We start from the raw sequence: 23804 nt of genomic DNA on the forward strand, positions 1-23804 counted from the left end.
CATGGCACACAGTGTCCACCAATCGGCGCGCGACGGCATCCATCCGGTCAAAGCCACCGCCCCTTGGGATCAGTGGCGCGGGATCAGTCGCGCCGCACCCGGTACCGCAGGAACATCGGGAACGCGAGGCAGGCCAGCCCGACACCGATCACCACCAGCACCCCGCCGCCGGCCGCGGCGACCGCGGTCCCGACGGCGAAGGCCGCCGCGCCGTGCAGGACGTCGCCGATCCGCGGCCCGCCCGCGACCACCACGATGAACACCCCCTGCAGCCGTCCGCGCATCTCGTCGGTCGCCACCTGCTGCAGCATCGTGCTGCGGAACGCGGCCGAGACCATGTCCACGGCACCGCCGAACGCGAGGAATCCGAGGGCTACCCACAGCAGTGCCGCCGAGTTTTCGGGGGTTGCGAACCCGACCGCGACACCGAAGCCCACCATCGCAAGACCCCACGCCACGATGCAGGCCACCACGGCCCGGCCCTGGTACCTGACCCCCGGCAGCCAGCCCGAGAACACGCCGCCGATCACGGCGCCCGCCGACATGGCCGCGAACAGCAGGCCCAGCGCGACGCCGCCGCTCACCGGGTCGCCGAAGCTCTCGTGCGCGATCTGGGGGAACAGCGCCCTCGGCATGCCGAACACCATCGCGATGATGTCGACGACGAACGACGCGAGCAGCACCTTCTGCGTGGACAGGTACGCGAAGCCGTCGAGCACCGCCCGGAGCCCGGCCCTGGTGGCGGCGCCGGTCGGCGGCAGCGCGGGCAACCGCAACACCGCCCACAGCGTCGCCATCAGGGCGATCGCGTCGACCAGGTAGAGCACGGCCAGCCCTGTCACCGGGACGAGCACGCCAGCCAGCAGCGGGCCCGCGATCGCACCGAACTGGAAGACCGTCATGTTCAGTGAGTTGGCGGCGGGCAGCGCTCGCGAGGGCAACAGCCGCGGGATGATCGCATTGCGGGTCGGCGAGTTGACCGCGAAGAACGCCTGCTGCAGCGAGAACAGCGCCAGCACCAGCCAGACGTTGTTCACCCCGGCCGCGGCCTGCGCCCAGAACAGCACCGAGGTGACCGCGAGCCCGATTGTCGTGATCGTCATCAGCCTGCGGCGGTCCATCACATCGGCGAGCGCGCCGCCCCACAGCCCGAACACGACGAGCGGGACCAGCCCGAACAGGCCGGTCAATCCGACATAGGCCGAACTCCTGGTGATCTCGTAGACCTGGAGCGGCACCAGCACGACGCTGATCTGGGCGCCGATCACGGTGACGATGCCCGCCACCCACAGCCGACGGAAGTCCTGGTTCTGCAGCGGCGTGACGTCGGCCAGCAGCCGCCTGCGGGTGACCTCGGTCAAGGCTGCAATCGCTCCGCGGTCCAGACGCCGTCCGTCAGGGCGGTCTTCACCCGGTTGTGCATGCGGTTCGCCCTGCCCTGCCAGAACTCCACGCTGTCCGGGCGGAGCAGGAAGCCACCCCAGTTCGGGGGCACCGGCACGTCGTCGACGTCGGCGAACCTGGCCGTGACCTCGGCCAGCTGCGCCTCGAGCGCGACACGCGAGTCGATGGGGCTCGACTGGTTCGAGGCCCAGGCCCCGAGCTGGGAACCGCGCGGCCGGGTGTGCCAGTACTTCTCGGTCACCCCCGGGTCCACCCGGGAGACCGATCCCCTGACGGTCACCTGGTGGGCGAACGCGATCCAGGAGAAGGTCGCGGACGCGTAGGGGAAACCGGCCAGCTCCCGCGCCTTGTTCGACCCGTAATTGGTGTAGAACACCAATCCGTCCTCGGACAGCCCCTTGCACAGCACCGTCCGCGAGGCTGGCCTGCCCGCCGCGTCGACCGTGGCGAGCACCATCGCATTGGGTTCGGCGATGCCGGACGAGCGGGCCTGGTCGAGCCACCGGCGCAGCAACGGATACCAGCCTCCGCGCAGCGATTCCGCGCCGAGATTTCCCTCCGGCACAGCAGGATTCGGGTCCTGATGGGCATAGCCGACCCGCATCGCGGCGAGGTCGGGGTTCGCGGCGGACTCGGGCTCGGAATCGGGTGACACAGCCGCTGACGTTACTCCCGGGTATGTGCCGCTCACCCACGCCACGCAACGGGCTAGAGTTTGACCTGACCCACCCTGTCGACCGTGGATCGCACCCGCGATTCCCGCGACGCAGGGCTACCAGTCACGGCGGCGCAGTGCTTGCACACCATGCATGCGCCCCGCACGACGGCGATGACTTAGGCGGAGCAGCCCGGACCGGGCGAATACCGAAGACGACGAGGAGAGTCCACGAGCAATGGCAGCGAGCGCGGCAGTACCCGAGGATTTTGTCAGCGGTCTCGAGGGCGTCGTCGCCTTCACCACCGACATCGCCGAGCCTGACAAGGACGGTGGCGCGCTGCGCTACCGCGGAGTCGACATCGAGGACCTGGTCGCCCGCGGCGTCACCTTCGGCGACGTCTGGGCCCTGCTCGTCGACGGCCAGTTCGGCCAGGGCCTGCCGCCCGCCGAGCCGTTCCCGCTGCCGATCCACACCGGCGACGTCCGCGTCGACGTGCAGGCGGGCCTGGCCATGCTGGCGCCGATCTGGGGATACCAGCCGCTGCTCGACATCGACGACGACACCGCCCGCGAGCAGCTCGCCCGTGCATCGGTGATGGCGCTGTCCTACGTGGCGCAGTCGGCCCGCGGTGTCTACCAGCCCGCCGTGCCGCAGAAGGTCATCGACGAATGCCCCACCGTCACCGCGCGTTTCATGACCCGCTGGAAGGGTGACCCGGACCCGGCGCACACCGAGGCCATCGACGCGTACTGGGTCTCCGCCGCCGAGCACGGCATGAACGCCTCCACCTTCACCGCCCGCGTCATCGCCTCCACCGGCGCCGACGTCGCGGCCTCGCTCTCCGGCGCCATCGGCGCGATGTCCGGCCCGCTGCACGGTGGCGCCCCGGCCCGCGTCCTCCCGATGATCGAGGAAACCGAGAAGAGCGGCGACGCCCGCGCTCTCGTCAAGGGCATCCTCGACCGCAAGGAGAAGCTGATGGGCTTCGGGCACCGCGTGTACCGCGCCGAGGACCCGCGCGCCCGCGTGCTCCGTGCCACCGCAAAGCGCCTGAACGCGCCCCGCTACGAGGCCGCTGCCGCGCTCGAGCAGGCCGCGCTCGCCGAGCTGCGCGAGCGCCGCCCGGACCGCGCGATCGAGACCAACGTCGAGTTCTGGGCCGCCGTCATCCTCGACTTCGCCGAGGTCCCGGCGCACATGATGCCCGCGATGTTCACCTGTGGCCGCACCGCGGGCTGGTGTGCACACATCATGGAGCAGAAGCGCCTCGGCAAGCTGGTCCGCCCGGCCGCCATCTACACCGGACCCGAGCCCCGCACCCCCGAGTCCGTCCAGGGCTGGGACCAGATCGCCGGCTGATTCGGGCCCTCTACCCGTTTCGCACCACCAACGAGAAGGAACTCGAACCGATGACCACCCCGATCATCCCCGCCGACCTCAAGCCCGTCGATGGCCGATTCGGTTGCGGCCCGTCCAAGGTCCGCCCCGAGCAGCTCCAGTCGCTCGTGGACGTGGGCGCCTCGGTGTTCGGCACCAGCCACCGTCAGAAGCCGGTCAAGGACGTCGTCGCCCGGGTGCGTTCCGGCCTGGCCGACCTCTTCTCGCTGCCCGAGGGCTACGAGGTGGTGCTCGGCAACGGTGGCACCACCGCATTCTGGGACGCGGCCGCGTTCGGCCTGATCCGTGAGAAGTCCCTGCACCTGACCAACGGCGAGTTCAGCTCGAAGTTCGCCTCGGTGGCCAAGGCCAACCCGTTCATCGGTGACCCGATCGTCGTCTCGGCCGAGCCGGGCAGCGCGCCCGCGCCCGTGTCGGACCCGTCGGTGGACCTCATCGGCTGGGCCCACAACGAGACCTCCACCGGTGTCGCGATCCCCGTGTCGCGCCCGGCCGGCTCGGAGAACGCGCTCATCGCGATCGACGCCACCTCCGGTGCAGGCGGCCTGCCGGTGAACATCGCCGACTCGGACGTCTACTACTTCGCCCCGCAGAAGTGCTTCGCCTCCGACGGCGGTCTGTGGATCGCGATCATGAGCCCGGCCGCCCTGGCCCGAGTCGAGGAGATCAAGTCCACGGGCCGCTGGACCCCGGACTTCCTGTCGCTGCCGATCGCGGTGGACAACAGCTCCAAGGACCAGACGTACAACACGCCTGCGCTGGCCACCCTTCTGCTGTTCGCAAACCAGATCGAGTGGATGAACAGCAACGGCGGGCTGGACTGGGCGACCAAGCGCACCGCCGATTCGTCCTCGCGCCTGTACAACTGGGCCGAGGCCAGCGAGTTCGCCACCCCGTTCGTGGCCGATCCGGCGCACCGCTCGCAGGTCGTCGGCACCATCGACTTCGACGACAAGATCGACGCCGCCGCGGTGGCGAAGATCCTGCGCGCCAACGGAATCGTGGACACCGAGCCGTACCGCAAGCTCGGCCGCAACCAGCTGCGCGTCGGCATGTTCCCGGCGATCGATCCCGAGGACGTCACCGCGCTGACCAAGAGCATCGACTGGGTCGTCGGCCAGCTCTGAGCCGAACCCAGTGAGTCAGCCCCCGGCATCTCCTGCCGGGGGCTGACTGCTTTGTGACGCGGACTGCGTACGCAGTGGGTTGGCACACATTTCGACCCGACGTTGACAGGATCGGCAGCGACTGACATCGATTGGGAGGGAATCGTTTCATGTTCAAACGCTGTTTCGTCGTCCTCGCCGCACTCACCCTGACCGCGTTCGCCGCGGGATGTGGGAGCGACTCATCGGACACGTCCACGACCACGACGGCGGCGGCGACGTCGACCGCGGCCGCGCCGAGCACCACCGCCGCGCCTGCGACCCCGGCCGCACTGACGCCGGGGGCCGCCCCGGTATCGCCCGCTCCGGTAGTGGTGGCGCCTGCCCCAGGACCCGTCGGCGCGGACGGCTCCACCGACAACAATCTGAGCACCGAATACTGTGCGCGCAACCAGGATCCGGGATGCCCCATCGGCAGCTACGTCGCACCGGACGCCATCCCGCACCCCGACGGCAGCGGAAAGTACGTTCCGTGTGAGGGCACCATCTGCACCAACCCGGATCACGGCGCCGGGACCGACCCGCAGCAGAACGGTGGCGCGGTGATGCAGAACCCGAACGGAGACGGCACCGACGTCCCGTGCGAGGGCACCATCTGCACCAACCCGAACAACGGTGCCGGCGGGTAGCTGCCCTAGGGGCCGGTGATCGTGGTCAGGAAACTCGCTCGGATGTCGTCGCGGCCCGCCGCCTCGAGCAACGCGGAGAACGCGGTGGCCTCCTCCGCGGATGCGCGGCGAGCCGTGGCGGCGAGAAAGGTCGGGTCGTCGAACAGGTCGGCGACGGCGTCGGCCGCACGGGCCAGGGTGAAGATGTCGTACATGGGCGATCGATCCTGACAACTACGGCGAACACAACAGAGGGAAGACTTAGCGTGCCCTTCATTAGGGCTACCTAAGTAAAGGTGCAGGAAGGGCCTCGCGTCAATAGTTGTGTCATCAATCACAGGTAAATATCTGCTGGTAGGCGGCCGATTGAACACCCCGCGCCGACCCCTCGCCGTTTCGGAACCGGAAGATATGCGGTACCGTCGCTCACACTTACATTGACTTCTCTGAGGAGGCCCGCCGTGACCGAGCACATCGACGTGCTGATCGTCGGTGCCGGACTGTCCGGGATCGGCGCCGCCCACCAGATCCAGGCGAAGTTCCCCGCCCGGTCCTTCGCGATCTTCGAGTCCCGCGATGCCATCGGGGGCACCTGGGATGTGTTCCGTTACCCCGGGATCAGGTCGGACTCCGACATGCAGACCCTCGGCTATCGGTTCCGGCCGTGGACGGACGAGAAGTCGATCGCGGACGGCCCGGCCATCCTGGAGTACGTCCGGGACACCGCCCGCGAGGCGGGGATCGACAAGCAGATCCGCTTCGGGCACCGCGTGGTGCGCGCCCAGTGGTCGAGCGAGGACGCCCGATGGACCGTCGAGGCCACGCACGGCGACGACACCGTCACGGTCACCTGCAACTTCCTCTACGTCTGCAGCGGTTACTACCGCTACGACGAGGGATTCACGCCGAACTTCGAAGGCACCGACCGCTTTCAGGGTCGGATCGTGCACCCCCAGCACTGGCCCGAGGACCTCGACTACACCGGCAAGAAGGTCGTCGTCATCGGCAGTGGCGCCACCGCCGTCACTCTGGTGCCCTCGATGTCCGACCGGGCCGAGCACGTGACGATGCTGCAGCGCTCCCCCACCTACATCGCGGCCCTGCCCGCCAAGGACCCGACCACCAACGGGCTGCGGCGACTGCTCGGCGACAGGCTCTCCTACCCGATCGCCCGGTGGAAGAACGTCGCCTTCTCCACCGTCACCTACCAGCTCAGCCAGCGGCAGCCGCGCCTGGTCAAGTGGTACCTCCGGCGAGCCCAGCAACGCGCGCTGCCCACCGGGTACGACATCGACACCCACTTCACGCCGAGCTACAACCCCTGGGACCAGCGGATGTGCCTGGTGCCGGACGGCGACCTGTTCCGGGCCATCCGGCACGGCAAGGCGTCGGTGGTCACCGACCGGATCGCGACCTTCACCGAGCGGGGCATCGAGCTCGAGTCCGGCGCGGAGCTCGCTGCCGACGTGATCGTGACCGCGACCGGCCTGAACCTGCTCGCGTTCGGCGGGATCGAATTCACCGTCGACGGCCGTGCGGTTTCCCTGCCGGACACCCTCGCCTACAAGGGCATGATGCTCAGCGACGTGCCCAACTTCGCCTTCACGGTCGGCTACACCAATGCGTCCTGGACGCTCAAGGCCGACCTCGTCGCCGACTACGTGTGCCGTCTGCTCGCGCACATGGACCGGCAGGGCCACACGGTGTGCGTGCCGACCAACGACGACCCGGCGCTGTCCACTCGCCCGCTGCTCGATTTCGCCGCCGGCTACGTCCAGCGCTCGATCGATGAGTTCCCCAGGACCGGAACCAAGGCGCCGTGGCAGCTCGGCATGAGCTATGCGCACGATGTGGTGACCCTGCGGCACGGCAGGCTCGAGGACGACGCCATGCAGTTCAGCTCCTGACCCGGGAAACAGGTCAGCCCCCGACATCGCGCCGGGGGCTGACCTGTTTTCGACGAGTGGAGATCTACTCCGCGATGATCGCGTCGGCCTCGATCTCGACGAGCAGCGCGGGATCGATGAGCGCGCTCACCTCGAGGATCGTGGTGGCGGGACGGATCTCGCCGAAGACCTCACCGTGCGCGAGACCGGCCTCTTCCCAGCGGCTCATGTCGGTGAGGTAGATCCGGGTACGGATGACGTCCTCGGGCTTCGCGCCCGCCTCGGCGAGGGCGGCGACGATCCGGCTGACCGCCTCACGGGTCTGCTCGGCGAGGCTGTCGCCGCCGACCGGGCCGTCGGGGCCCGACGCGGTGGTACCGGACACCGACACCTGCTGGCCGATGCGGACGGCCCGCGAGTATCCGATCTTCGACTCCCAGTCGGAGCCGGACGAGATGTTGTTTCGATTCGACATGGCGCTGATTCTGTCAGGGCGCCACGGACGGACTGCACAGGGTGGAGCGATTCCCGCCCTGGTGGTGATGGTCCCGCAGACTGTCGGGACCCAGGATTGGAGGACACCAACCACGGAGGACCCTGATGAACAAGAACCCGCTTCGCGCAGCGTTTGTCGCAGCGGTGGCGCTGCCTGTGTTGGCAGCAGTCAGCGTGGGTCCGGCGAGTGCCAGCGACTTCCGGACAGAAGCCGGTTTCGGCGAGTTGTATGTCCACGTAGTGTTCTCGACGCCAGAGAACCTCGGCTGCAAGGTGACCCCACACCTCTTCGGGGCCAACGTCAACTATCCCGCGGAGTACCTCTACAACAACGCCGGACAAGGCGCATACGGCACGATCACCTTCCGCGGCCTCAAGGCTGGTTACTACGACATCTCGGTCTACTGCTGGTCGCTCGTGACGAATGCCGTGGTGGTGGATGAAGTGCACATCAACGAGGTGTACGACGTGTCAACCTTCCCCTTCTAGAGCTCCGGCTCCGCCACGAAGCGCAGGAACGGGTCGAGCGCCTCGTCGCCGAGGTGGGGTCCGCTCACCTCGATGCCTGCATCGGCGGACGCGATGACCTCGGCGCAGCCGAGGCCGAACCGCGGCCCCCCGCTGAGGATCTCGCCGAACTCCGCCGCCGACGCCGCGAACACGACGCGGCGCACCCCCGCCCACACCATCGCCGCGCCGCACATCGGGCAGGGCTCCCCGCTCGCGTACACGGTGCTGCCGACCAGGTCGTCCGTGCGACCCTCCGCACAGGCGGTGGTGATGGCGTCGAGTTCCGCGTGCTCGGTCACGTCACCGGAAGTCGTCACGGAGTTCGCGCCCTCGCTGATCACCTCGCCGTCTGCGCCGACGACCACCGCACCGAAGGGCCGGTTACCGGCCTCTCCTGTCTCGTTCGCGAGCTCGATCGCCCTGCGCAGGTTCGCGAGGTCATCGGTGTCGAGGCCAGTCATCTACTCTCCCTTTCGCAGAAGTGCCTGTGCGGCGACCCCCGCCGCGATGAAGGCGTATCCCAACCAGCCGGGGCCGCCGTCGTCGGTCAGGATCAGGATGCCGACCGGGATCAACCACACCGCCAGCGGGGCCAGCAACGCGCTCAGCGGTGGCCGCGGATCCTCCGGATACCACGCCGAGAACTGCAGCGCGATCAGCATCGCCGCGGTCTGGATCACCCACCCCGTCCACAGGTTGTCGCTGTCGCGCAGCACCGCATCGCCATAGAACCCGGCGATCGCGGCGACCAGGAACGCCGCGGCCCACACGCCGGTGATCACGTAGTTGATCCGCAGGAACTGCGGTGTCCGCCAGTACTGCTCGTCCACCTCCTCGCGCGCGTACTGGATGGTGAACGGCATCCGGGCCAGCATCGAGCCGACCGCGATGACGACCAGCGTGATGTTCGCGATCTCGCCGACCCAGGTCTCCATCCAGTCCTGACCCGCCTGGTCCAGCAGGAAATGGACGGCCAGCAGCGCCGCGAAGAACACGATGTCGATCACGCCGAGCAGTTTCAGGGACCGCCCACGCAGCAGGTCGACGGCGACGAACAGCACGGAGAGGGACAGTGCGATCCCGGCCGCAAGGGCGAGGCGCCCCGGACCCTCGACGACCGCGAGAACGATCCACGGAGCGAGCCCGGTCAGGGGGCCGTCGAGCATCGCGCCGAGCGCATCCCACGCTCGACGCACGGGCGAGGGACCTGCCCGCGTATCCGGAGCCTTCTCGATCATCGCGCCCTGCCCCCACCGGTCCGACCACGTCCGATTTTCTGAGGGTAGCCCCGAATTCGACAGAATTTCGGCCAGAGACAATAGCGCGCCCCGATCCAAACCTGTTGACCGGGCGAGGCGTGTCCTGACCCGACCCCCATCACGGGTCGATTACAGTCGGCAAGGGCAATATCGCGAGCTACGCGATGAGGGAGGTCACGGTGCGAGAACTTCGAGTGATCGGACTTGAGCCCGACGGAACACACATCGTGTGCGCCGACAGCGAGAGCGGCGAGCGCTTTCGCGTACCAGCCGACGACAAGCTCCGCGCGGCCTCCCGGGGCGACGTCGCCCGGTTCGGGCAGATCGAGATCGAGACCGAGAGCCGAATCCGGCCCCGCGACATCCAGGCCCGCATCCGGGCCGGTGCCACGGTCGAGCAGGTGGCGACCGAGGCCGGTGTGTCGGTCAAGAAGATCGAGAGCTTCGCACACCCGGTGCTGCTCGAACGCTCGCGTGCCGCCGAGATGGCGCAGGCCGGTCACCCGGTGCGCGAGAACGGCCCCACCGTCCTGACACTCGCCGAGATCGTCGGCCTGGCGTTCCGCGCCCGCGGCCACAACCTCGACGAGGCCGAGTGGGACGCGTGGCGCGACGACGAGGGGCATTGGATCGCCCAGCTCGAATGGCAGGCCGGGCGCACCCGCAATGCGGCGCACTGGCGTTTCCAGCCGGACTCCCACGGCGGCACCATCGCCCCGCTCGACGCGGCCGCAACCGACCTGATCGACCCCGATTTCGGGCGCCCGCTACGCGGACTCGCCCCGATCTCCGTCGAGGACCCGCACTCCCCCGTCCTCGAAGCCGTGATCGAGGGCGAGGTCGAAGAAGAGGTGGCGGAGCCCGAGCCGCTCGAACCCGGCGCCATGGATTCCCTCTTCGAGGAGGAGGACATCATCCCCTCCGAGGACGAGGAGCACGAACCGAAGCCGGCGCCGCAGCACCAGGGCGCCAAGGACAAGCGCGGCAAGCCCTCGCTGCCGTCCTGGGACGACGTCCTGCTCGGTGTGCGCAGCAGCGGTCGCGGCTGACCGATACCCGGACCGACTCCCGCCACAGGGGATCACTTAGAGTTACGCCGAGTAACACTAAGTATCTGAAGTGAGCAGGGGGAAGACTGTGCTTGATTTCGACTGGCGTCCGCGACTGAACACGCTGACCCGGAACGCCTGGGGCCTGACGTTCGGCGACGGAGTCCAGGCATCCGACCCGACCCCGTCGGAGCAGATCACCCGCGGCCTGCACCGGGACCTCTACCGGTTCGGCCCCCAGATCGGCACCAACCCGGTCCTCCTGGTGCCGCCGCTCGCCGCGCCTGCCCAGTGCTACGACCTGCGACCGGGCCAGAGCCTGGCGGCACACCTGCTCGACAGCGGTCGCACGCCCTACCTCGTCGACTACGGCACCATGAGCTCCGCGGACCGGGGCCTCGGCTTCGAGGCCTGGGTCGACGACATCGTCCCCGAGGCCCTGCGACACGTATCCGAGCTGCACGACGGCGCGCCCGTCGACCTGATCGGGTGGAGCCTGGGCGGGACGATCTCGCTGCTCACCGGGGCGGCGCACGCCGACCTCCCGATCCGGTCGATCACCGCGATCGGCACCCCGGTCGACTACACGGAGATCGCGGCCATTGCGCCACTGCGGGCCATCGGCCGGATCACCGGAGACCGGCCGCTCACCGCCGCCACCTGGGCACTGGGCGGCCTGCCCGCCCCCGTGGTGCAGGCCAGCTACCGGGTCACGGCACTGCAGCGCGAGTTGACCAAGCCGTGGTTCATCGCGCGCAACCTGCACGACACCGAGACGTTGGCCCGGATGGAGTCCATCGACAAGTTCATGGCCGCCATGCCCGGCTACCCTGCCCGGTTCTTCCATCAGATCTGCACCCAGTTGATCCTGGGAAACACGCTGGCGGCGGGGCAATTCCGGCTCGGATCCCGCACGGTCGAGCTGTCCGCGCTGTCGGTGCCGGTGCTGGCGGTCGGCGGCACCGACGACGTCATCGCGCCGGTCGCCTCCGTCGCGCGCATCACCGACCTGCTGACCGGGGCCCCCTCGATCCGCTTCGAGACCGCGCCGGGCAGCCACCTCGGATTGCTCGCGGGCCCGGGCGCGAAGCAGACCACATGGGCGCACATCGACGACTTCCTGAGCGAGACCGCGCCGCAGCTGGTCTGAGGGCTCACCCGTGGGCGAGATGTGCGTCCACGGTCCGACCGACGAGGGCGGCCGCGCCCTGCGGGTCCCCGATGACCTGCAGGGCCCGGTCGGCCGCCAGCACGGCCATCCCGTGCAGACCCGTCCAGATCCCGAGCGCCCGCTCCCGCGCATCCGCGCTACCCGCGGTCGCCTCCTCCACCAGCGCGACGAGCGACGCGAACAACGGCAGACTCGTGCGCCGAAGTTCCGCCCCCGAACCCTCGAGCAGGTCGTGGCGGAACATCAGCTCGAACATCGCCCGCCGACGATCGGCGAAGTGCACGTAGGCCCAACCGAGCGCGACGAGCCGGTCCCTGGCAGGCAGGTTGCCGTCGTCCAGGGTGGACCGGACAGCGGCCGCGAGGTCGCCCAACCCCTCGGCCGCGATCGCCGCGAGCAGCGCCTTGTGCGTCGGGAAGTACCGGCGCGGGGCGCCGTGCGACACCTCAGCCGCCCTGGTGATCGCGCGCAGGCTCACCCCCGCGATGCCCTCCCGCTCGAGCAGCTCGACACCACACCTGACCAGCTTGTCCCGTAGCGGTTCGTCGTCCACGTAGACATTGTCTAACACTCGATGGCAGAATCGGCGACCTACGCGTAGACACTGTCTACGACCGTCGATCGATCACCTCGGGAGCGCCAACTGTGTGGTACTGGCTGTTCAAGTACGTCCTGATCGGACCCGTCTTGCGCCTGTTCGGCAGACCGACGATCGAGGGCGCCGAGCACATTCCGCCGACCGGGCCGGTGGTCCTTGCCAGCAACCACCTGACGGTCGCCGACTCGTTCTTCCTGGTCCTCATGGTGCGACGGCGCATCACCTTCGTGGCGAAGAGCGAGTACTTCACCGGCACCGGGCTCAAGGGCAGGCTCACGCGCTGGTTCTTCTCCTGCACCGGCCAGGTCCCCATCGACCGCAGCGGCGCGGGCGCCGCTCGCGGCGCACTGGCGACGGCGACCGGGATCCTCGAGGCGGGCGGCGTCTGGGGCATCTACCCAGAGGGCAGCCGTTCACCCGACGGGCGGTTGCACCGCGGCAAGACGGGCGTCATGCGGGTCGCACTACCCACCGGCGCCCCTGTCGTGCCGGTCGTGATGCGTGGCACGCCCGCGGTCAATCCGATCGGTTCCCGCATCTGGCGGTTCGGCAAGGTCCACATCACCGTGTGCGCGCCACTGGATCTGGCGCACCATCGCACGACCGTCCCGAGCGAACGGACGGTGCGCGAGGCGACCGACGAACTGATGCGGACCCTGCTCGCCAACTCCGACCAGGAGTACGTGGACGCGTATGCCGCGCAACGGGTGGGGGTTTCGTTCCCACACGAAACCGCACCCAGGTCGTACCCTTTCAGGTAAGCGACGAAAGGGAGGTGCGGGCTGTGGGGGCCAAAGCATCAACTATCTGGTACGTCGACGCCCCCGATCCCATGGCCGTCCTCCGCGATCACCCCGAACCCGACGCCGAGGCGGCACACGCACTGGTCGGCAAGCTCTATCCCGAAATGATCGTCACGCCACTCGAACCCGGCCCCCTCGCCACCTCGGCCGGGGTGCCACCCGGCGTGGTCTACGTCGGCAGCTATCCCGGACTCACCGTCGTGTGCGGGGCGAACCTCACGATGCACGAGCCGTCGAAACTCGATGAAACATGGACGCGCCCACTGGCTTCCGAGCGTACCTATCTGATGTGTACCGAACCGGACACCGCGTGGGCATCTTTCGCGTACTGGGAACGCGGGGCGCTGCGCCGCTCGTTCAGCGCGACTCCGGTGCACATCTACGAGGACTTCGGGCTGCCGCTGGTGTGGGAGCGAGGGTTCTGGGCCGGGGAACATCCCATGGCCTACCCGGCTGACGTGCTGCCCGACCCACAGTCGCTGCCATTCCATCCGGGCGAGTTCGCCGAGGCGGCCAACGCCGAGTGGCTCGGGTTCCGCTACACCGGGCCGGTCCGCGACGGCGAGATCGATCCCGCCACCGTCGGCGTCTGCGGATTCGCGATCCACAAAGAGGGTGAGGCACCACCCGCCGCCCTCTCCACGAAGCCCGACCCTGCGCCCCGGGTCGGATTCTTCCGCGGGTTCCGCCAGTGGTTCGGGTTCGGCTTCGACTGACCCGAGGTCAGCCGGCCCCGGCCAGCAACGCGATCCACCCGGCGAGGACACCCACCACGGCCCCGAGCACCGCCCAGCGCCACACCGGCACCGTCCGCCACTGCCACAGCGTCGGCGCCACACCGACCGCGACCAGCACGTTGACCACCAGTGCCAGCAGCGGGTGCACCGCCGCCATCGCCGCCCCGCAAGCGACCACCCCGACGCCGGTGAGCACGGCCGCGAAACCCGACACCAGAAGGCCGGTGGCCCACGGTGTGCGGGCGCCGACCGGACCACTCATCCGGCCGTCCTGACCCGTTCGTAGAACGCCATCGCGGCCGCGGTCGCCACGTTCAGGGAGTCGGTTCCCGGCGCCATCGGGATCCGCGCGCGCACATCGGTGTTGCGCATCGCGTACTCCGACAGTCCCGGTCCCTCGGCCCCGAGCAGCAGCGCCACCTTGTCCCCCGTCATCGCCTCGGCCAGCGTCACCGCAGACGGATTCGGGGTCAGGGAAATGAGCTGGAATCCGTTGTCCCTGAGTACATGCAACCCGCGCGGCCACTCCGGCACCCGCGCGAACGGCACCCGCAACACGTGCCCCATCGACACGCGCACGGCCCGCCGGTAGAGCGGGTCCGCGGTGCTGCCTCCGAAGAGGACGGCGTCCACGCCGAGGCCCGCGGCGTTGCGGAACATCGAGCCGATGTTCTCGTGGTCGTTGACGCCCTCGAGCACCGCGACGGTACGCGCGCCGCGCAGCACCTCCTCCAGCTCCAGCGGGGGTGGGCGGTGCGCGGCGGCCAGCACGCCACGATTGAGATGGAACCCGACCACCTCGGCCATCACATCGGCCGAGGTCCGGTAGAACGGCACGTCGACGCCCTCGAGATCGTCGGCCAGCTCGCTCAGCCGCCGATCCACACCCAGCAGGCTGATCGGCTCGAACCGGGAGGCGAGCAACCGCTGCGCCACCAGCACGCCCTCGGCGATCACCAGGCCCTTGCCCTCCGGCAGATCCGGGCGCCGATCCGACGAGTTCAGGTCGCGAAAGTCGTCCAGGCGGGTGTCGGTCGGATCGTCGATATCGATTACGTGAACCACACAGCCATCCTGCCGTACACAACGGTGCCACCCACAAATCTGTGCCACCCTCGAAGGATGACCGACTCTACGATCGCGATCAGAACGGCAACGGAGACGGACTGGGACGCGGTCGCGCTGCTCGATGCACACGCGTTCGGTTTCCACCCCACCGACGAGGACATGGCCTTCACCCGGCGGTTCGCCAGGACCGAGGACGTCATCCTGGCCACAGACGACGACCGGCCCGTCGCGGTGGTGATGCACTTCGCGATGCGGATCACCGTCCCCGGCGGAACCCAACTGGATCTGCCGGGGGTTTCCTGGGTCTCGGTCGCGCCGACCCACCGCAGGCGCGGCATCCTGCGCGCGCTGTTCACCGAACAGCACCGGCGATTCGTCGCGGCGGAGGCACCGTTGTCGATCCTCACCGCCACCGAGGCCACCATCTACGGCCGCTTCGGCTACGGTCCGGCGACCAGCGAGCTCTCGGTGTCCGTCGACCGGCGTTCGGCCCGGATCCGTGACACCGCAGCGGATCCGGGCGGGGTGGCCCTGGTGCCACCCGCCGACGCCCGCGCGGCACTGCCTGCGATCTACGACCGCTGGCAGGCGCGCACTCCAGGGGCCCTGGCTCGGCCGAAGGTGTACTGGGACCGGATGTTCGCGGATCTCGAGCACCGCCGCGACGACGCCTCCGCCCTGTTCTATCTTGTGCACGCCGACGGCTACGCGACCTATCGTCGCAAGCACACCCCCGACGGGATGGTCGCGGTGGTCGATGACCTCGTCGCCGCGACCGACGAGTCGTATGCGGCGTTGTGGCGGGTGCTCGCGGGCATGGACCTGATGAGCGAGATCCGCGTCGATCAGGCCGCGGACGACCCGCTGCCGTGGCTGCTGACCGATGCCCGGCTGCCGCGGGTGACCTCGCGGGACGACGCCGTCTGGGTGCGCATCATGGACGTGCCCGCCGCGCTCACCGCGCGCACCTTCACCGTCGACCTGGACGTGGTTCTCGAGGTTCACGACCCGTTCCTCGACGCGGGCGGCAACTTCTCACTGCGCGTGGTGGACGGCCGGGCCACGGTCACCCGAACCGATGCTCCCCCGCAGGCCCGTCTCGATCTCGACGTACTGGGCAGCCTGTATCTCGGCGGCCACCGGGCGCGCTCGTTCGCTCGGGCCGGGCGGCTGTGGACGCGCGACGAGGCGGTCCTGGACCTGCTGGACCTGGCCTTCCGCGCCGACCGGGAACCGTTCGCCGGCTGGCACTTCTAGGCCGACGCGGGAGCGGAGCCTGCGGAGCGACCAAACAGGGCGGGAGCGGAGCCTGCGGAGCGACAGAAGGCCCTACTCCGAGTCGCTGACCATCGAACTGATGATCTCGACGGACTCGCGGAGCACGGCGATCTGCGAGTCGTCGAGCGCCGCCAGACGATCGTTCATCCACTTCTCCCTGGCGCTGGTCTCGTCTGTCACCAGGGCCTGACCGGAGTCCGAGAGGGACACGATGATCTGACGGCCGTCGGTGGGGTGCGGTGTCCGCACGACGAGGCCCAGGTCCGCGAGCGAGGCGATGACCCGGGTCATCGACGGCGGCTGCACCCGTTCCTTGGCCGCCAGTGCACCCGGCGTCAGCGGCCCGTCCGCGGAGAGGCTGGCGAGCGCGGACAGCTGCGTCAACGACACCTGAGAGTCGGTGCGCCGCCCGCGGAGATGCCGCGTCAGACGCACGACGGCCAACGAGAGATCACTGGCCAGAGTGCGAGTATCCAATGTCACCCTCCGGAGGATACGGCACTACCTGACAAGCGGTTCAGGTAATCGCATCCGTGATCGGCCCGACCGCGAAATAGGCCACGAACAGGCCCGCGACCACCCACAACAGCGGGTGGATCTGCTTGATCTTGCCGCTGAACGCACCGATCACGACCCACGCGATGAAGCCGACGCCGATGCCGTTCGCGATCGAGTAGGTGAAGGGCATCACGACGATGGTCAGGAACGCGGGCAGCGCGATGTCGAACTTGGTGAAATCGATGTCGCGGACCTGGCCGATCATCAGCGCACCGACGATCACGAGGGCGGGCGCCGCGGCCTCGATCGGCACCACGGAGTACAGCGGGGTCAGGAACATCGCGGCGAGGAACAGCAGTCCGGTGACCACGTTCGCCAGCCCGGTGCGGGCGCCCTCGGCGATGCCCGAGGCGGACTCGACGAACACCGTGTTCGAGGAGGCGGACGCGCCGCCGCCGACGATCGCGCCCGCACCCTCCACGACGAAGGCCTTCCCGATCCCCGGCAGGTTGCCGTGCTCGTCGGTGAGTCCGGCCTCCTTGCCGAGCCCGGTCATGGTGCCCATCGCGTCGAAGAAGTTGGCGAGCACCAGGGTGAAGACCAGCAGGCTGGCGGCCAGCACACCGATCCGGGTGAACGCCCCGAACAGGTTCACGTCGCCGACCAGGCTCAGATCGGGCATCTGTGCGAGCACGTCCGGCATCGTCGGGACACTGAGGTTCCAGCCGCTCGGGTTCACCCCCTTCGAGGGGCCGACCTGCCAGATCGCCTCGATGATCGCGGCCAGCACCGTCGTCACCACGATGCCGATGAGCAGGCCACCGCGGACCTTGCGCGCCACCAGGATTCCCATCAGCAGCACGCCGAAGACGAAGATCACCGTCGGCCAGGTGGAGATGGAGCCGCTGATTCCCAATCCGACAGGAACGCTGGTGCCCGCGACATCCGGGATGCGCCGGACGAAGCCGGCGTCGACGAATCCGATGAACGCGATGAACATGCCGATGCCCGCGACGATGGCCGACTTGAGCGCGTCGGGGACCGCGTTGAACACCGCGGTCCGGAAGCCCGAGATGGCGAGCACCACGATGATGATGCCGTCGATCACCACCAGGCCCATCGCCTCCGGCCAGGTGACCTGCGGCGCGATCGTCACCGCGAGCAGCGCGTTGATGCCGAGGCCCGCGGCGATGCCGAACGGGTAGTTCGCGATGATGCCGAACGCAATGCTCATGACACCGGCGACGAGCGCCGTCACCGCCGCCACCTGGGTGACAGGAAGGATGTTGCCGAGCACGTCCGTCTTCGCGGCCGCGTCGTCAGGCGAGAAGCTGCCGAGGATCAGGGGGTTGAGCACGACGATGTACGCCATCGCCACGAAGGTCACCAGGCCGCCGCGGACCTCGTTGCTGACCGTGGAACCACGTTCCGTGATCTTGAAGTAGTTGTCCAGGAGCCTCGAGGTTCCAGCCATAGCGTCCAATGTCCCAATCGCCGAAGGTGCGCGTCGCACCTGGGAGGTTAGGGCAAAGGGGAACGGGTAGCTTAATTATGTGACCGAGACCCGCGATGACCCGTTGATCCCTCGCAGGCTCACCGATCCGCGTCCGGTGGTGACGATCGGCACCCTCGCCTGGCTGGTCACCACCGTGGTGGTGCTCGCCTCGGGTGAGCGCTGGCACGCGGCGCTGCCGATCTGCCTGGCCGGATTGGCCGTCGGCGCACTCGGATTCACCCTGTTCCTCGTGCAGCGGGCCGCCGCGCGCCGCGGCAGCAAGGGCGCGCAGCGCGGCCTGAGCTGACCGGGCCTAGACCCGGCTCGGCTCCATCGTCGGGTCGTCCCCGGCCTCGAACTCCTCCAGTTCGACGTACTCGTCGTGATACTCCTCACCCGCGACGGGATCCTCCGTCCGCCTGCGCCACCAGAGCGTCACCGCCACGGCGGCGGCCACCAGCGCCAGCAGGACCAGGACCGCGAACCAGAACCTCGGACCGTAGTAGCCGCTCAGCGTCATCCGGAGGGCGTTCCTCGCGTAGGTGAGCGGCATCAGCGCCTGCAGCCATCGGAACGGCTGTGGCATCTGCTCGATCGGGAACACGCCGCCGAACGAGAACAGCTGGACCATCAGCAGACCAAGGGCGATGAAGGTGCCGTTGACGGCGCCGAAGACGACGGTGAACATCCGGGCGAGCGCGAGGGCGGCCGCGCCGATCAGCAGCATCACCGCGACCATCATCACCACGCTCGGCGGCTCCGCGCCCGTCAGCGTGATCGCAGCGATCGAGGCCAGCACGGCGCCGCCTGCCATGACCGCGGCGGGCACCCGGTAGCGCCGGAGCCCCTCGCGCCTGGTCGGCCTGATCACGAACCAGATGAGGATCCCGAGCAGGAACAGCGCAACGGACATCACCACAGGCACGGCACCGGGACCGAAACCGGCCGCCACGTTGATGTTCTGCGGGCTCAGGCTCACCGGTGACGCGAGCATCGCGGCCGTGGCCTTGCGCTCGTCCGGCGTGAACGCCGGCACCTGCGCCGCGCCGTCGGCGAGACCCTTGGCGAGCTCGGTGCTTCCGTCATCGAGCTGCCCGACGCCAACCTTGAGCTCACCGAGGCCGTCCCGCAACTGCACGCCGCCCGCGTCGAGCTGGCCCAGTCCGGAGTTCAGCTCGCCCGCGCCCGCGGAGAGCTGGTGCGCACCGTCGGCCAGTTGGCCCAGTCCGCCCGACAGTTCGCCCGCGCCCGTGGCAGCGGACTGAAGGCCGCCCCGGTACTCGGCCGCCGGGTTCGAGAGCTGGAAGGCGAGCTCCCGTGCGCCCTCTTGCAGCTGCTTGAGCTGACCCGCCACGTCCTCGTTCCCCGTCGGGAGGCCGGCGGCGACCATCGTGTCGACGAGCGGACCGACCACCGTGTCGATCACCTCGCTGATCTGCTTGGCGCCCGCGCCCAGCTCGTCGGTGCCCGTGACCAGCTGCCCGAGGCCGTTCTTCAGTTCGGCCGCGCCCGCCGCGGCCTCATCGCTGCCCGCGGCGAGCTCCGAGGCGCCCGAGGCGAGTTCCCCGCTGCCCGCATGCGCCTCGCTCAGGCCCGCGGAGAGCTCGACGCTGCCGTCGGCCAGCTGGGTGGTGCCGGACAGCGCCTCCCCCGTACCGGCCGAGAGCTGGCGAGCGCCGGACGCGGCCTCCTCGAGCCCCTTGCCGACGTCGCCGAGCCCGACGAGCACCTGGTCCACCGACTGCTCACCGATCGACTCGGAGACCGCGGACCGCACCTGCGCCATCAGGCCCTCGCCGACCGGCGTCGCCACCAGGCTGTTGTGGTCGTTGTAGACGACCTCGAGCCGCGCCTTCTGCGGCTTGTCCGATCCGGCACTGGCGATGTCGGCACTGAAGTCCTGCGGAATCACCAGCGAGAAGTAGTACTCCCCGTCCTCGACGCCCGCGGTGGCCTGCTCCAGGTCCACCTCCTGCCAGGCGACGTCGCCGCTCTCGATCAGCGAGGCGGCCACGTCCTTGCCTGCCTCGAGTCGGGTGCCGTCCATGTCCGCGCCCGCGTCGTTGTTGACGATCGCGACGGGCAGCCGGTCCAGGGTGTCACCGGGGTTCCACAACGCCCACATGTAGAAACCGATGAGCGCCAGCGGGGCGATCACGATCGCGGCGAGCGCCGCACGGTTGAGGTGTATCCGACGCGTGGGCTGGTCGGGAACGCCAGGGGTGGCTGCTGCCGCCATGGTGTGACCTCTTCTCGTGACCGCAAAGTTGGACGATCGTCCAAAGCGGTCACCTTAGGGAAGACGGCGCTCCAGTGGGAGGGTTTCTCGAAGATTTAACAATCGCCCAGATCCACAGACCCGCCCAGGCGGCGCCGAAGAGCCAGCCCGCGATCACGTCGGTGAGCCAATGCGCACCGAGGTACACGCGGGAGAGCCCGATCGCCAACGTCCACAGGGCCAGCCCCGCGAACACCACGGGGGTACGCCAGCGCGGCCCAGCGAGCCGCACGATCACCGCCGCCACGACGCACACCAGGATCGACGACATCATCGCGTGCCCGGACGGGAACGAATGAGTCACCTCGACCACCAACCGTTCCGGCTCCGGCGGCCGTTCCCGGCCGAACGCGAGCTTGAGCAGGGACATCACCAGCTGGCCGGTGAACATCGCGCCGCCGACCAGCAGCGCCTCCGCCCGATGCCGCCGCGCCAGCAGCGCGAGCACGAGCACCGACGTGATCACCCACGAGGCCACCGTGCCACCGAGATTCGTGATCACCGTGACGACGTCGGTGAGCCAGGGGGTGCGGATCTCCAGCACGGAATCGAGAACGGACTGGTCAATCTGCATGTCGCTCCGCAGGCTCCGCTCCGGGATACGGTCGCTCCGCAGGCTCCGCTCCGGGACACGGTCGCTCCGCAGGCTCCGCTCCGGCCAACAACCCGCGCTCCGTACAGTGCGTGCGCCCGTCCTCGTCCACCCACCACGGCAGTTCGACGTCGCGCCGCACCGCACCGCTGAGCCGAACGGTCAGGCGGTCGTGCACCACCAGGGTGCCCTCGGGCAGCGGTAGTCCGAGCGCGATGTGGGCGAGCACCGCGGCGGGCTCGCGGTCCCAGGCGCTGACGCGGCGTCCGGCACCGAGCACCTCGCCGCGGATCGCCTCGGAGGCGGGCGGCAGGTCGAGCAGCTCGGCCAGCCCGGCAGCGCTCGGCAGGTCACCGACCACAAGGAGCTCCGGCGGCACTGCCGCCGCCAGCCAGGGTCGGTCGAGCACGACGGCCTCCGCCGGGTCGGCCAGCTGCCCGGACAGCGTCCGGACCGCCGCGGGCGGCGAGAGCTCGTCGAGATCGAGGATCCCCGACGCGGTCGCCTCCGCCAGCAGCCGGTGCGCACGCGCCACCACGGCGGGGCCCGGGTCCCGGTCGCGGTCGGCGAGCCGGTCCAGCAGCAGTTCCGCCATCTCGACACCGTCGACCCGGTCGGCGGCCACGACCCCCGACAACGCCGCAGCGTCCGGGTGCTCGAACACGTCGAGCAGACCCTCGAAGGTGTGGTCGTCGGGCAGGCGCATCGCCCCGAGCTGGACCCCGCCCAGGCGCGCGTGCCTGCGCAACCACCAGGCCGTGTACCCGGTCCGGTCCGAGAGCAGCGCCGCGGTCGCGGGCTCCCCTGCCAGCAGACCGAGCGCCTCCGGCCAGGCGCCGGAGTCCACCAGATCGAGATCACGGACGGCGAGCAGCACCTCCGGATCCTCCTCGAGCGTCGACCACCAGGCGTCCTCGTCGTCGAGGTCCTGCTCGGGTCCGGTCGGCAGGTCCGCGCGGAGCACGGTGAATCCCCAGCCGACCCCGACGCCGCGCAGCGCTGCCTCGCCGAATCGCTCGACCAACTCGGGTGACACGGTCCCGAACGGCGAGTCCGCCGCGAGCACGCGGGCGAGCGGCGCGCCCGGCAGCAGCAACTCGTCCGCGGCGCGCAGCGTTCCGTCCACATCCGGCAGTGGCAGTTGGCCGAGCCAGCCGGGCAGGTCGCCCGCCGCGGCGGCGACCGCGGACAACGACAGCACCGGATCGGCGAGTTCGCTTGCGGCGGTGAGATCGTCGAGATCGATGTCCTCGATCGCCGACCGCAGCGCGGGGTCGGCGAGGACATCGAGCGCGGACGCACTGCCCGCGCCGAGCCTGCCGAGCAGCCGGTGGGCGGCATCGGGATGCACCAGCCGGATCCAATGGACCCCGTGCGCATCGACGCCGTGCCCGAGCGCCCCGAGGTCGTGGCCGAGCACGACGGTCCGCGGGCCCGTCACCGTGCGCCCGTCCGTCAGCGGCACCGGGATGGCGGCCAGCTCTTCCGCGGCGACCGAATCCACGACCAGTGGCTCCAACGCCGCGTAGAGCCTTCCCCACCAACCCGGTTCGCGATGGATCCCGGCGAGCAGCTCGGTCAGGTGCGCCAGCCCGATGCGGTGCGCCCCGACCGCGGACAGCGCCTGGGCCTCGCGCTCGGTGGACAGTCCGGGACCGAGCAGCCCGGGGATCACGTCCAGCAGCAGGTCGGCGAGCTCCGCCGTCAGCCCCGGCAGCACCACGGCGGATCCCGGAACCAGGACACGCCCATCGGCGCCCGGCAGCCACGCGTTGCCCGCCAGCTCCCGCAGTACCGCCTCGCGCAGCACCGCATCCACCTCACCGCGCGCGAACCCGGGCAGCGGCACCAGTCGCAGTCGCTGCGACTCTGGGAGCGCCGCAACGAAATCGGCGTATCCGTCGGCCAGATGCTCGAGGGCGGCCCCTGGCATCAGCCGCCTGCGGTCGGGCTGCAGCGCCGCGTCGGCGATCAGGATCGCGGGCAGCGACAGCTCCTCGTCCGACCGGGTCGGCGCGCGCAGCACATCGGCGGAAACCGGACGGACCCGTCCGTCGCTGACCGGCACCGCCCAGCGAGCGGACGGCCCCGTCGAGTACTGCCACCAGGTGCGCTCGCCGGGCGACGGGAGCAATGGATCCTGCTGGGCGACCTCTACGCGGAGCTCGGTCAGCCCATCGGCGACCGGCCGCTCGAGTCGGGTGAAGGTCTTGTCGGCGAGCTCGATCGATGCCAGCGCGGGCAGCTCCAGCAGCAGGTCGGGCGCGTCGTCGGCCAGCTGCCGCAGCAGCTCGCCCCCGTCCACGCTCGGTCGCAGCGCCAGCACCACCTCCGAGTCGAAACCAGCTGCGGGCGCCGCGCCGGTGGGCCACACCAACCGCAGCACGGGCGCACCCCGCTCGGGTTCGTCCAACCCGGCGGCGCGGAGCTCGTCGCGGGTCCGCTCGGCGGAGAACGCAATCGAGCCGGTCCTGGACCGCACCTCGACCTCGTCGCTCACCGACAGCACGGCGGTGAACCCGACCCCGAACCTGCCGACCACCGGCCCGCCGTCTGTGTCCTTACCCGAGACGCGCAGCGCGGACAGGGCCTGCACCCCGGCCTGATCGAGGGGGGCGCCGGTGTTCGCGACGTGGAGTCGGGTGCCGTCCAACGTGATCCGCATCGACCCGGGCACCCCGGCCCTCGCGGCGGCGTCCGCTGCGTTCTGGGCCAGCTCCGTCAGCAATCGGTCGCGGTATCCCGCGGCCGCGAGGTCGGCCTCGGTTGCGGCGTCCTCGCGGAGCCTGGTCGGCGAAGAACGCCACGCGAGCAGCGTCGATTCCCTCAGCGCGTCTGCGCCGAAGGGGTCG

The 23804-nt window shown here is 69.6% G+C and carries 25 protein-coding genes; 11 read left to right on the plus strand and 14 right to left on the minus strand.

Going from position 1 to position 23804, the window contains the following annotated elements; genetic code table 11:
• Window positions 1–83 precede the first annotated feature (83 nt).
• Window positions 84–1361 (minus strand): MFS transporter, encoded by a 1278-nt coding sequence (locus ACWFRB_RS06375; RefSeq protein WP_452639617.1) that lies wholly within the window; start codon window positions 1359–1361, stop codon window positions 84–86.
• Window positions 1358–2059, minus strand: a complete 702-nt coding sequence (gene pdxH, locus ACWFRB_RS06380; protein ID WP_452639619.1) for a pyridoxamine 5'-phosphate oxidase — start codon at window positions 2057–2059, stop codon at window positions 1358–1360. Before pdxH ends, ACWFRB_RS06375 begins: the two co-directional genes overlap by 4 nt.
• A gap of 238 nt (window positions 2060–2297) precedes the next feature.
• Between pdxH and ACWFRB_RS06385 the strand changes: the two genes are divergently transcribed.
• The 3 genes from ACWFRB_RS06385 to ACWFRB_RS06395 all read left to right on the plus strand — a co-directional run bounded on the left by ACWFRB_RS06385 (window position 2298) and on the right by ACWFRB_RS06395 (window position 5256).
• Complete coding sequence (locus ACWFRB_RS06385) at window positions 2298–3422, plus strand: citrate synthase 2 (RefSeq protein WP_027500950.1); 1125 nt, start codon at window positions 2298–2300, stop codon at window positions 3420–3422.
• A gap of 50 nt (window positions 3423–3472) precedes the next feature.
• Complete coding sequence (serC, locus tag ACWFRB_RS06390; protein WP_027500951.1) at window positions 3473–4588, plus strand: phosphoserine transaminase; 1116 nt, start codon at window positions 3473–3475, stop codon at window positions 4586–4588.
• Between the two features lie 149 nt (window positions 4589–4737).
• Window positions 4738–5256 (plus strand): hypothetical protein, encoded by a 519-nt coding sequence (locus tag ACWFRB_RS06395; protein ID WP_452639620.1) that lies wholly within the window; start codon window positions 4738–4740, stop codon window positions 5254–5256.
• Window positions 5257–5261: 5 nt separating this feature from the next.
• On the opposite strand, the gene ACWFRB_RS06400 is transcribed toward ACWFRB_RS06395, so the two are convergent.
• Window positions 5262–5450: a hypothetical protein gene (locus tag ACWFRB_RS06400; RefSeq protein WP_452639622.1), complete on the minus strand. Its 189-nt coding sequence runs from the start codon at window positions 5448–5450 to the stop codon at window positions 5262–5264.
• Between the two features lie 246 nt (window positions 5451–5696).
• On the opposite strand from ACWFRB_RS06400, the gene ACWFRB_RS06405 reads away from it, so the two are divergent.
• Window positions 5697–7142 carry a flavin-containing monooxygenase gene (locus ACWFRB_RS06405; RefSeq protein WP_452639623.1) on the plus strand — a complete coding sequence of 482 codons (1446 nt, stop codon included), beginning with the start codon at window positions 5697–5699 and terminating at the stop codon, window positions 7140–7142.
• A 64-nt stretch (window positions 7143–7206) separates the two neighbouring features.
• On the opposite strand, the gene ACWFRB_RS06410 is transcribed toward ACWFRB_RS06405, so the two are convergent.
• Window positions 7207–7596 (minus strand): RidA family protein, encoded by a 390-nt coding sequence (locus tag ACWFRB_RS06410; protein ID WP_072751450.1) that lies wholly within the window; start codon window positions 7594–7596, stop codon window positions 7207–7209.
• A gap of 125 nt (window positions 7597–7721) precedes the next feature.
• On the opposite strand from ACWFRB_RS06410, the gene ACWFRB_RS06415 reads away from it, so the two are divergent.
• A complete protein-coding gene (locus tag ACWFRB_RS06415; RefSeq protein WP_452639624.1) occupies window positions 7722–8105 on the plus strand; it encodes a hypothetical protein in 384 nt (127 codons plus the stop codon).
• On the opposite strand, the gene ACWFRB_RS06420 is transcribed toward ACWFRB_RS06415, so the two are convergent.
• Both ACWFRB_RS06420 and ACWFRB_RS06425 read right to left on the minus strand, forming a co-directional pair.
• Window positions 8102–8587, minus strand: coding sequence for a nucleoside deaminase (locus tag ACWFRB_RS06420; protein ID WP_452639625.1), 486 nt, complete (start codon window positions 8585–8587; stop codon window positions 8102–8104). The two genes, ACWFRB_RS06415 and ACWFRB_RS06420, sit on opposite strands and share 4 nt — an antisense overlap.
• On the minus strand, window positions 8588–9322 hold the full coding sequence (locus ACWFRB_RS06425; RefSeq protein WP_452639626.1) for a hypothetical protein: 735 nt from the start codon (window positions 9320–9322) through the stop codon (window positions 8588–8590).
• Window positions 9323–9564: 242 nt separating this feature from the next.
• On the opposite strand from ACWFRB_RS06425, the gene sepH reads away from it, so the two are divergent.
• Complete coding sequence (gene sepH / locus ACWFRB_RS06430) at window positions 9565–10434, plus strand: septation protein SepH (RefSeq protein WP_452639627.1); 870 nt, start codon at window positions 9565–9567, stop codon at window positions 10432–10434.
• A gap of 88 nt (window positions 10435–10522) precedes the next feature.
• Window positions 10523–11584, plus strand: a complete 1062-nt coding sequence (locus ACWFRB_RS06435) for an alpha/beta hydrolase (protein WP_452639629.1) — start codon at window positions 10523–10525, stop codon at window positions 11582–11584.
• A gap of 4 nt (window positions 11585–11588) precedes the next feature.
• On the opposite strand, the gene ACWFRB_RS06440 is transcribed toward ACWFRB_RS06435, so the two are convergent.
• Window positions 11589–12158: a TetR/AcrR family transcriptional regulator gene (locus ACWFRB_RS06440; protein WP_452639631.1), complete on the minus strand. Its 570-nt coding sequence runs from the start codon at window positions 12156–12158 to the stop codon at window positions 11589–11591.
• Between the two features lie 92 nt (window positions 12159–12250).
• Here ACWFRB_RS06440 and ACWFRB_RS06445 point away from each other — a divergent pair, with 92 nt between their 5' ends.
• Window positions 12251–12964 (plus strand): lysophospholipid acyltransferase family protein, encoded by a 714-nt coding sequence (locus ACWFRB_RS06445; RefSeq protein ID WP_452639633.1) that lies wholly within the window; start codon window positions 12251–12253, stop codon window positions 12962–12964.
• A 23-nt stretch (window positions 12965–12987) separates the two neighbouring features.
• Window positions 12988–13722, plus strand: a complete 735-nt coding sequence (locus ACWFRB_RS06450) for a DUF6928 family protein (RefSeq protein ID WP_452639634.1) — start codon at window positions 12988–12990, stop codon at window positions 13720–13722.
• Between the two features lie 7 nt (window positions 13723–13729).
• On the opposite strand, the gene ACWFRB_RS06455 is transcribed toward ACWFRB_RS06450, so the two are convergent.
• Together ACWFRB_RS06455 and ACWFRB_RS06460 are read right to left on the minus strand one after the other, a co-directional pair.
• Window positions 13730–14005: a DUF2537 domain-containing protein gene (locus ACWFRB_RS06455; protein ID WP_452639635.1), complete on the minus strand. Its 276-nt coding sequence runs from the start codon at window positions 14003–14005 to the stop codon at window positions 13730–13732.
• A complete protein-coding gene (locus ACWFRB_RS06460; RefSeq protein ID WP_452639636.1) occupies window positions 14002–14808 on the minus strand; it encodes a TrmH family RNA methyltransferase in 807 nt (268 codons plus the stop codon). The genes ACWFRB_RS06455 and ACWFRB_RS06460 overlap by 4 nt, the downstream gene beginning before the upstream one ends.
• A 57-nt stretch (window positions 14809–14865) precedes the next feature.
• On the opposite strand from ACWFRB_RS06460, the gene ACWFRB_RS06465 reads away from it, so the two are divergent.
• Complete coding sequence (locus ACWFRB_RS06465) at window positions 14866–16068, plus strand: GNAT family N-acetyltransferase (protein WP_452639638.1); 1203 nt, start codon at window positions 14866–14868, stop codon at window positions 16066–16068.
• Between the two features lie 72 nt (window positions 16069–16140).
• Here the strand turns inward: ACWFRB_RS06465 and ACWFRB_RS06470 are convergent, their stop codons facing one another.
• Together ACWFRB_RS06470 and ACWFRB_RS06475 are read right to left on the minus strand one after the other, a co-directional pair.
• Entirely contained in the window at window positions 16141–16572 is a 432-nt protein-coding gene (locus ACWFRB_RS06470; protein ID WP_452639639.1) for an Rv0880 family HTH-type transcriptional regulator, read from the minus strand.
• 34 nt (window positions 16573–16606) lie between these two features.
• Window positions 16607–18061, minus strand: coding sequence for an NCS2 family permease (locus tag ACWFRB_RS06475; protein WP_452639641.1), 1455 nt, complete (start codon window positions 18059–18061; stop codon window positions 16607–16609).
• 79 nt (window positions 18062–18140) lie between these two features.
• On the opposite strand from ACWFRB_RS06475, the gene ACWFRB_RS06480 reads away from it, so the two are divergent.
• Window positions 18141–18389, plus strand: a complete 249-nt coding sequence (locus ACWFRB_RS06480) for a DUF2530 domain-containing protein (RefSeq protein ID WP_452639643.1) — start codon at window positions 18141–18143, stop codon at window positions 18387–18389.
• 6 nt (window positions 18390–18395) lie between these two features.
• On the opposite strand, the gene ACWFRB_RS06485 is transcribed toward ACWFRB_RS06480, so the two are convergent.
• Genes ACWFRB_RS06485 through ACWFRB_RS06495 form a run of 3 tightly spaced genes read right to left on the minus strand, consistent with a single transcriptional unit; the run spans window position 18396 to window position 23782 of the window.
• Window positions 18396–20321 carry a YhgE/Pip family protein gene (locus tag ACWFRB_RS06485; RefSeq protein WP_452639644.1) on the minus strand — a complete coding sequence of 642 codons (1926 nt, stop codon included), beginning with the start codon at window positions 20319–20321 and terminating at the stop codon, window positions 18396–18398.
• A 49-nt stretch (window positions 20322–20370) separates the two neighbouring features.
• Window positions 20371–20934, minus strand: a complete 564-nt coding sequence (locus tag ACWFRB_RS06490; protein ID WP_452639645.1) for a phosphatase PAP2 family protein — start codon at window positions 20932–20934, stop codon at window positions 20371–20373.
• Window positions 20924–23782 (minus strand): sacsin N-terminal ATP-binding-like domain-containing protein, encoded by a 2859-nt coding sequence (locus ACWFRB_RS06495; protein WP_452639756.1) that lies wholly within the window; start codon window positions 23780–23782, stop codon window positions 20924–20926. Before ACWFRB_RS06495 ends, ACWFRB_RS06490 begins: the two co-directional genes overlap by 11 nt.
• Between the last annotated feature and the right edge of the window lie 22 nt (window positions 23783–23804).

The sequence above is a fragment of the Rhodococcus sp. NPDC055112 genome, from assembly GCF_053607505.1.

What these genes read in the sequence shown, in the direction of transcription:
- ACWFRB_RS06475 (WP_452639641.1), bottom strand. Translation starts at nt 18,061, where the DNA reads ATGGCTGGAACCTCGAGGCTCCTGGACAACTACTTCAAGATCACGGAA.
- ACWFRB_RS06415 (WP_452639624.1), top strand. Translation starts at nt 7,722, where the DNA reads ATGAACAAGAACCCGCTTCGCGCAGCGTTTGTCGCAGCGGTGGCGCTG.
- ACWFRB_RS06455 (WP_452639635.1), bottom strand. Translation starts at nt 14,005, where the DNA reads ATGAGTGGTCCGGTCGGCGCCCGCACACCGTGGGCCACCGGCCTTCTG.
- serC (WP_027500951.1), top strand. Translation starts at nt 3,473, where the DNA reads ATGACCACCCCGATCATCCCCGCCGACCTCAAGCCCGTCGATGGCCGA.
- ACWFRB_RS06395 (WP_452639620.1), top strand. Translation starts at nt 4,738, where the DNA reads ATGTTCAAACGCTGTTTCGTCGTCCTCGCCGCACTCACCCTGACCGCG.
- ACWFRB_RS06420 (WP_452639625.1), bottom strand. Translation starts at nt 8,587, where the DNA reads ATGACTGGCCTCGACACCGATGACCTCGCGAACCTGCGCAGGGCGATC.
- ACWFRB_RS06485 (WP_452639644.1), bottom strand. Translation starts at nt 20,321, where the DNA reads ATGGCGGCAGCAGCCACCCCTGGCGTTCCCGACCAGCCCACGCGTCGG.
- ACWFRB_RS06490 (WP_452639645.1), bottom strand. Translation starts at nt 20,934, where the DNA reads ATGCAGATTGACCAGTCCGTTCTCGATTCCGTGCTGGAGATCCGCACC.
- ACWFRB_RS06410 (WP_072751450.1), bottom strand. Translation starts at nt 7,596, where the DNA reads ATGTCGAATCGAAACAACATCTCGTCCGGCTCCGACTGGGAGTCGAAG.
- ACWFRB_RS06385 (WP_027500950.1), top strand. Translation starts at nt 2,298, where the DNA reads ATGGCAGCGAGCGCGGCAGTACCCGAGGATTTTGTCAGCGGTCTCGAG.
- ACWFRB_RS06400 (WP_452639622.1), bottom strand. Translation starts at nt 5,450, where the DNA reads ATGTACGACATCTTCACCCTGGCCCGTGCGGCCGACGCCGTCGCCGAC.
- ACWFRB_RS06465 (WP_452639638.1), top strand. Translation starts at nt 14,866, where the DNA reads ATGACCGACTCTACGATCGCGATCAGAACGGCAACGGAGACGGACTGG.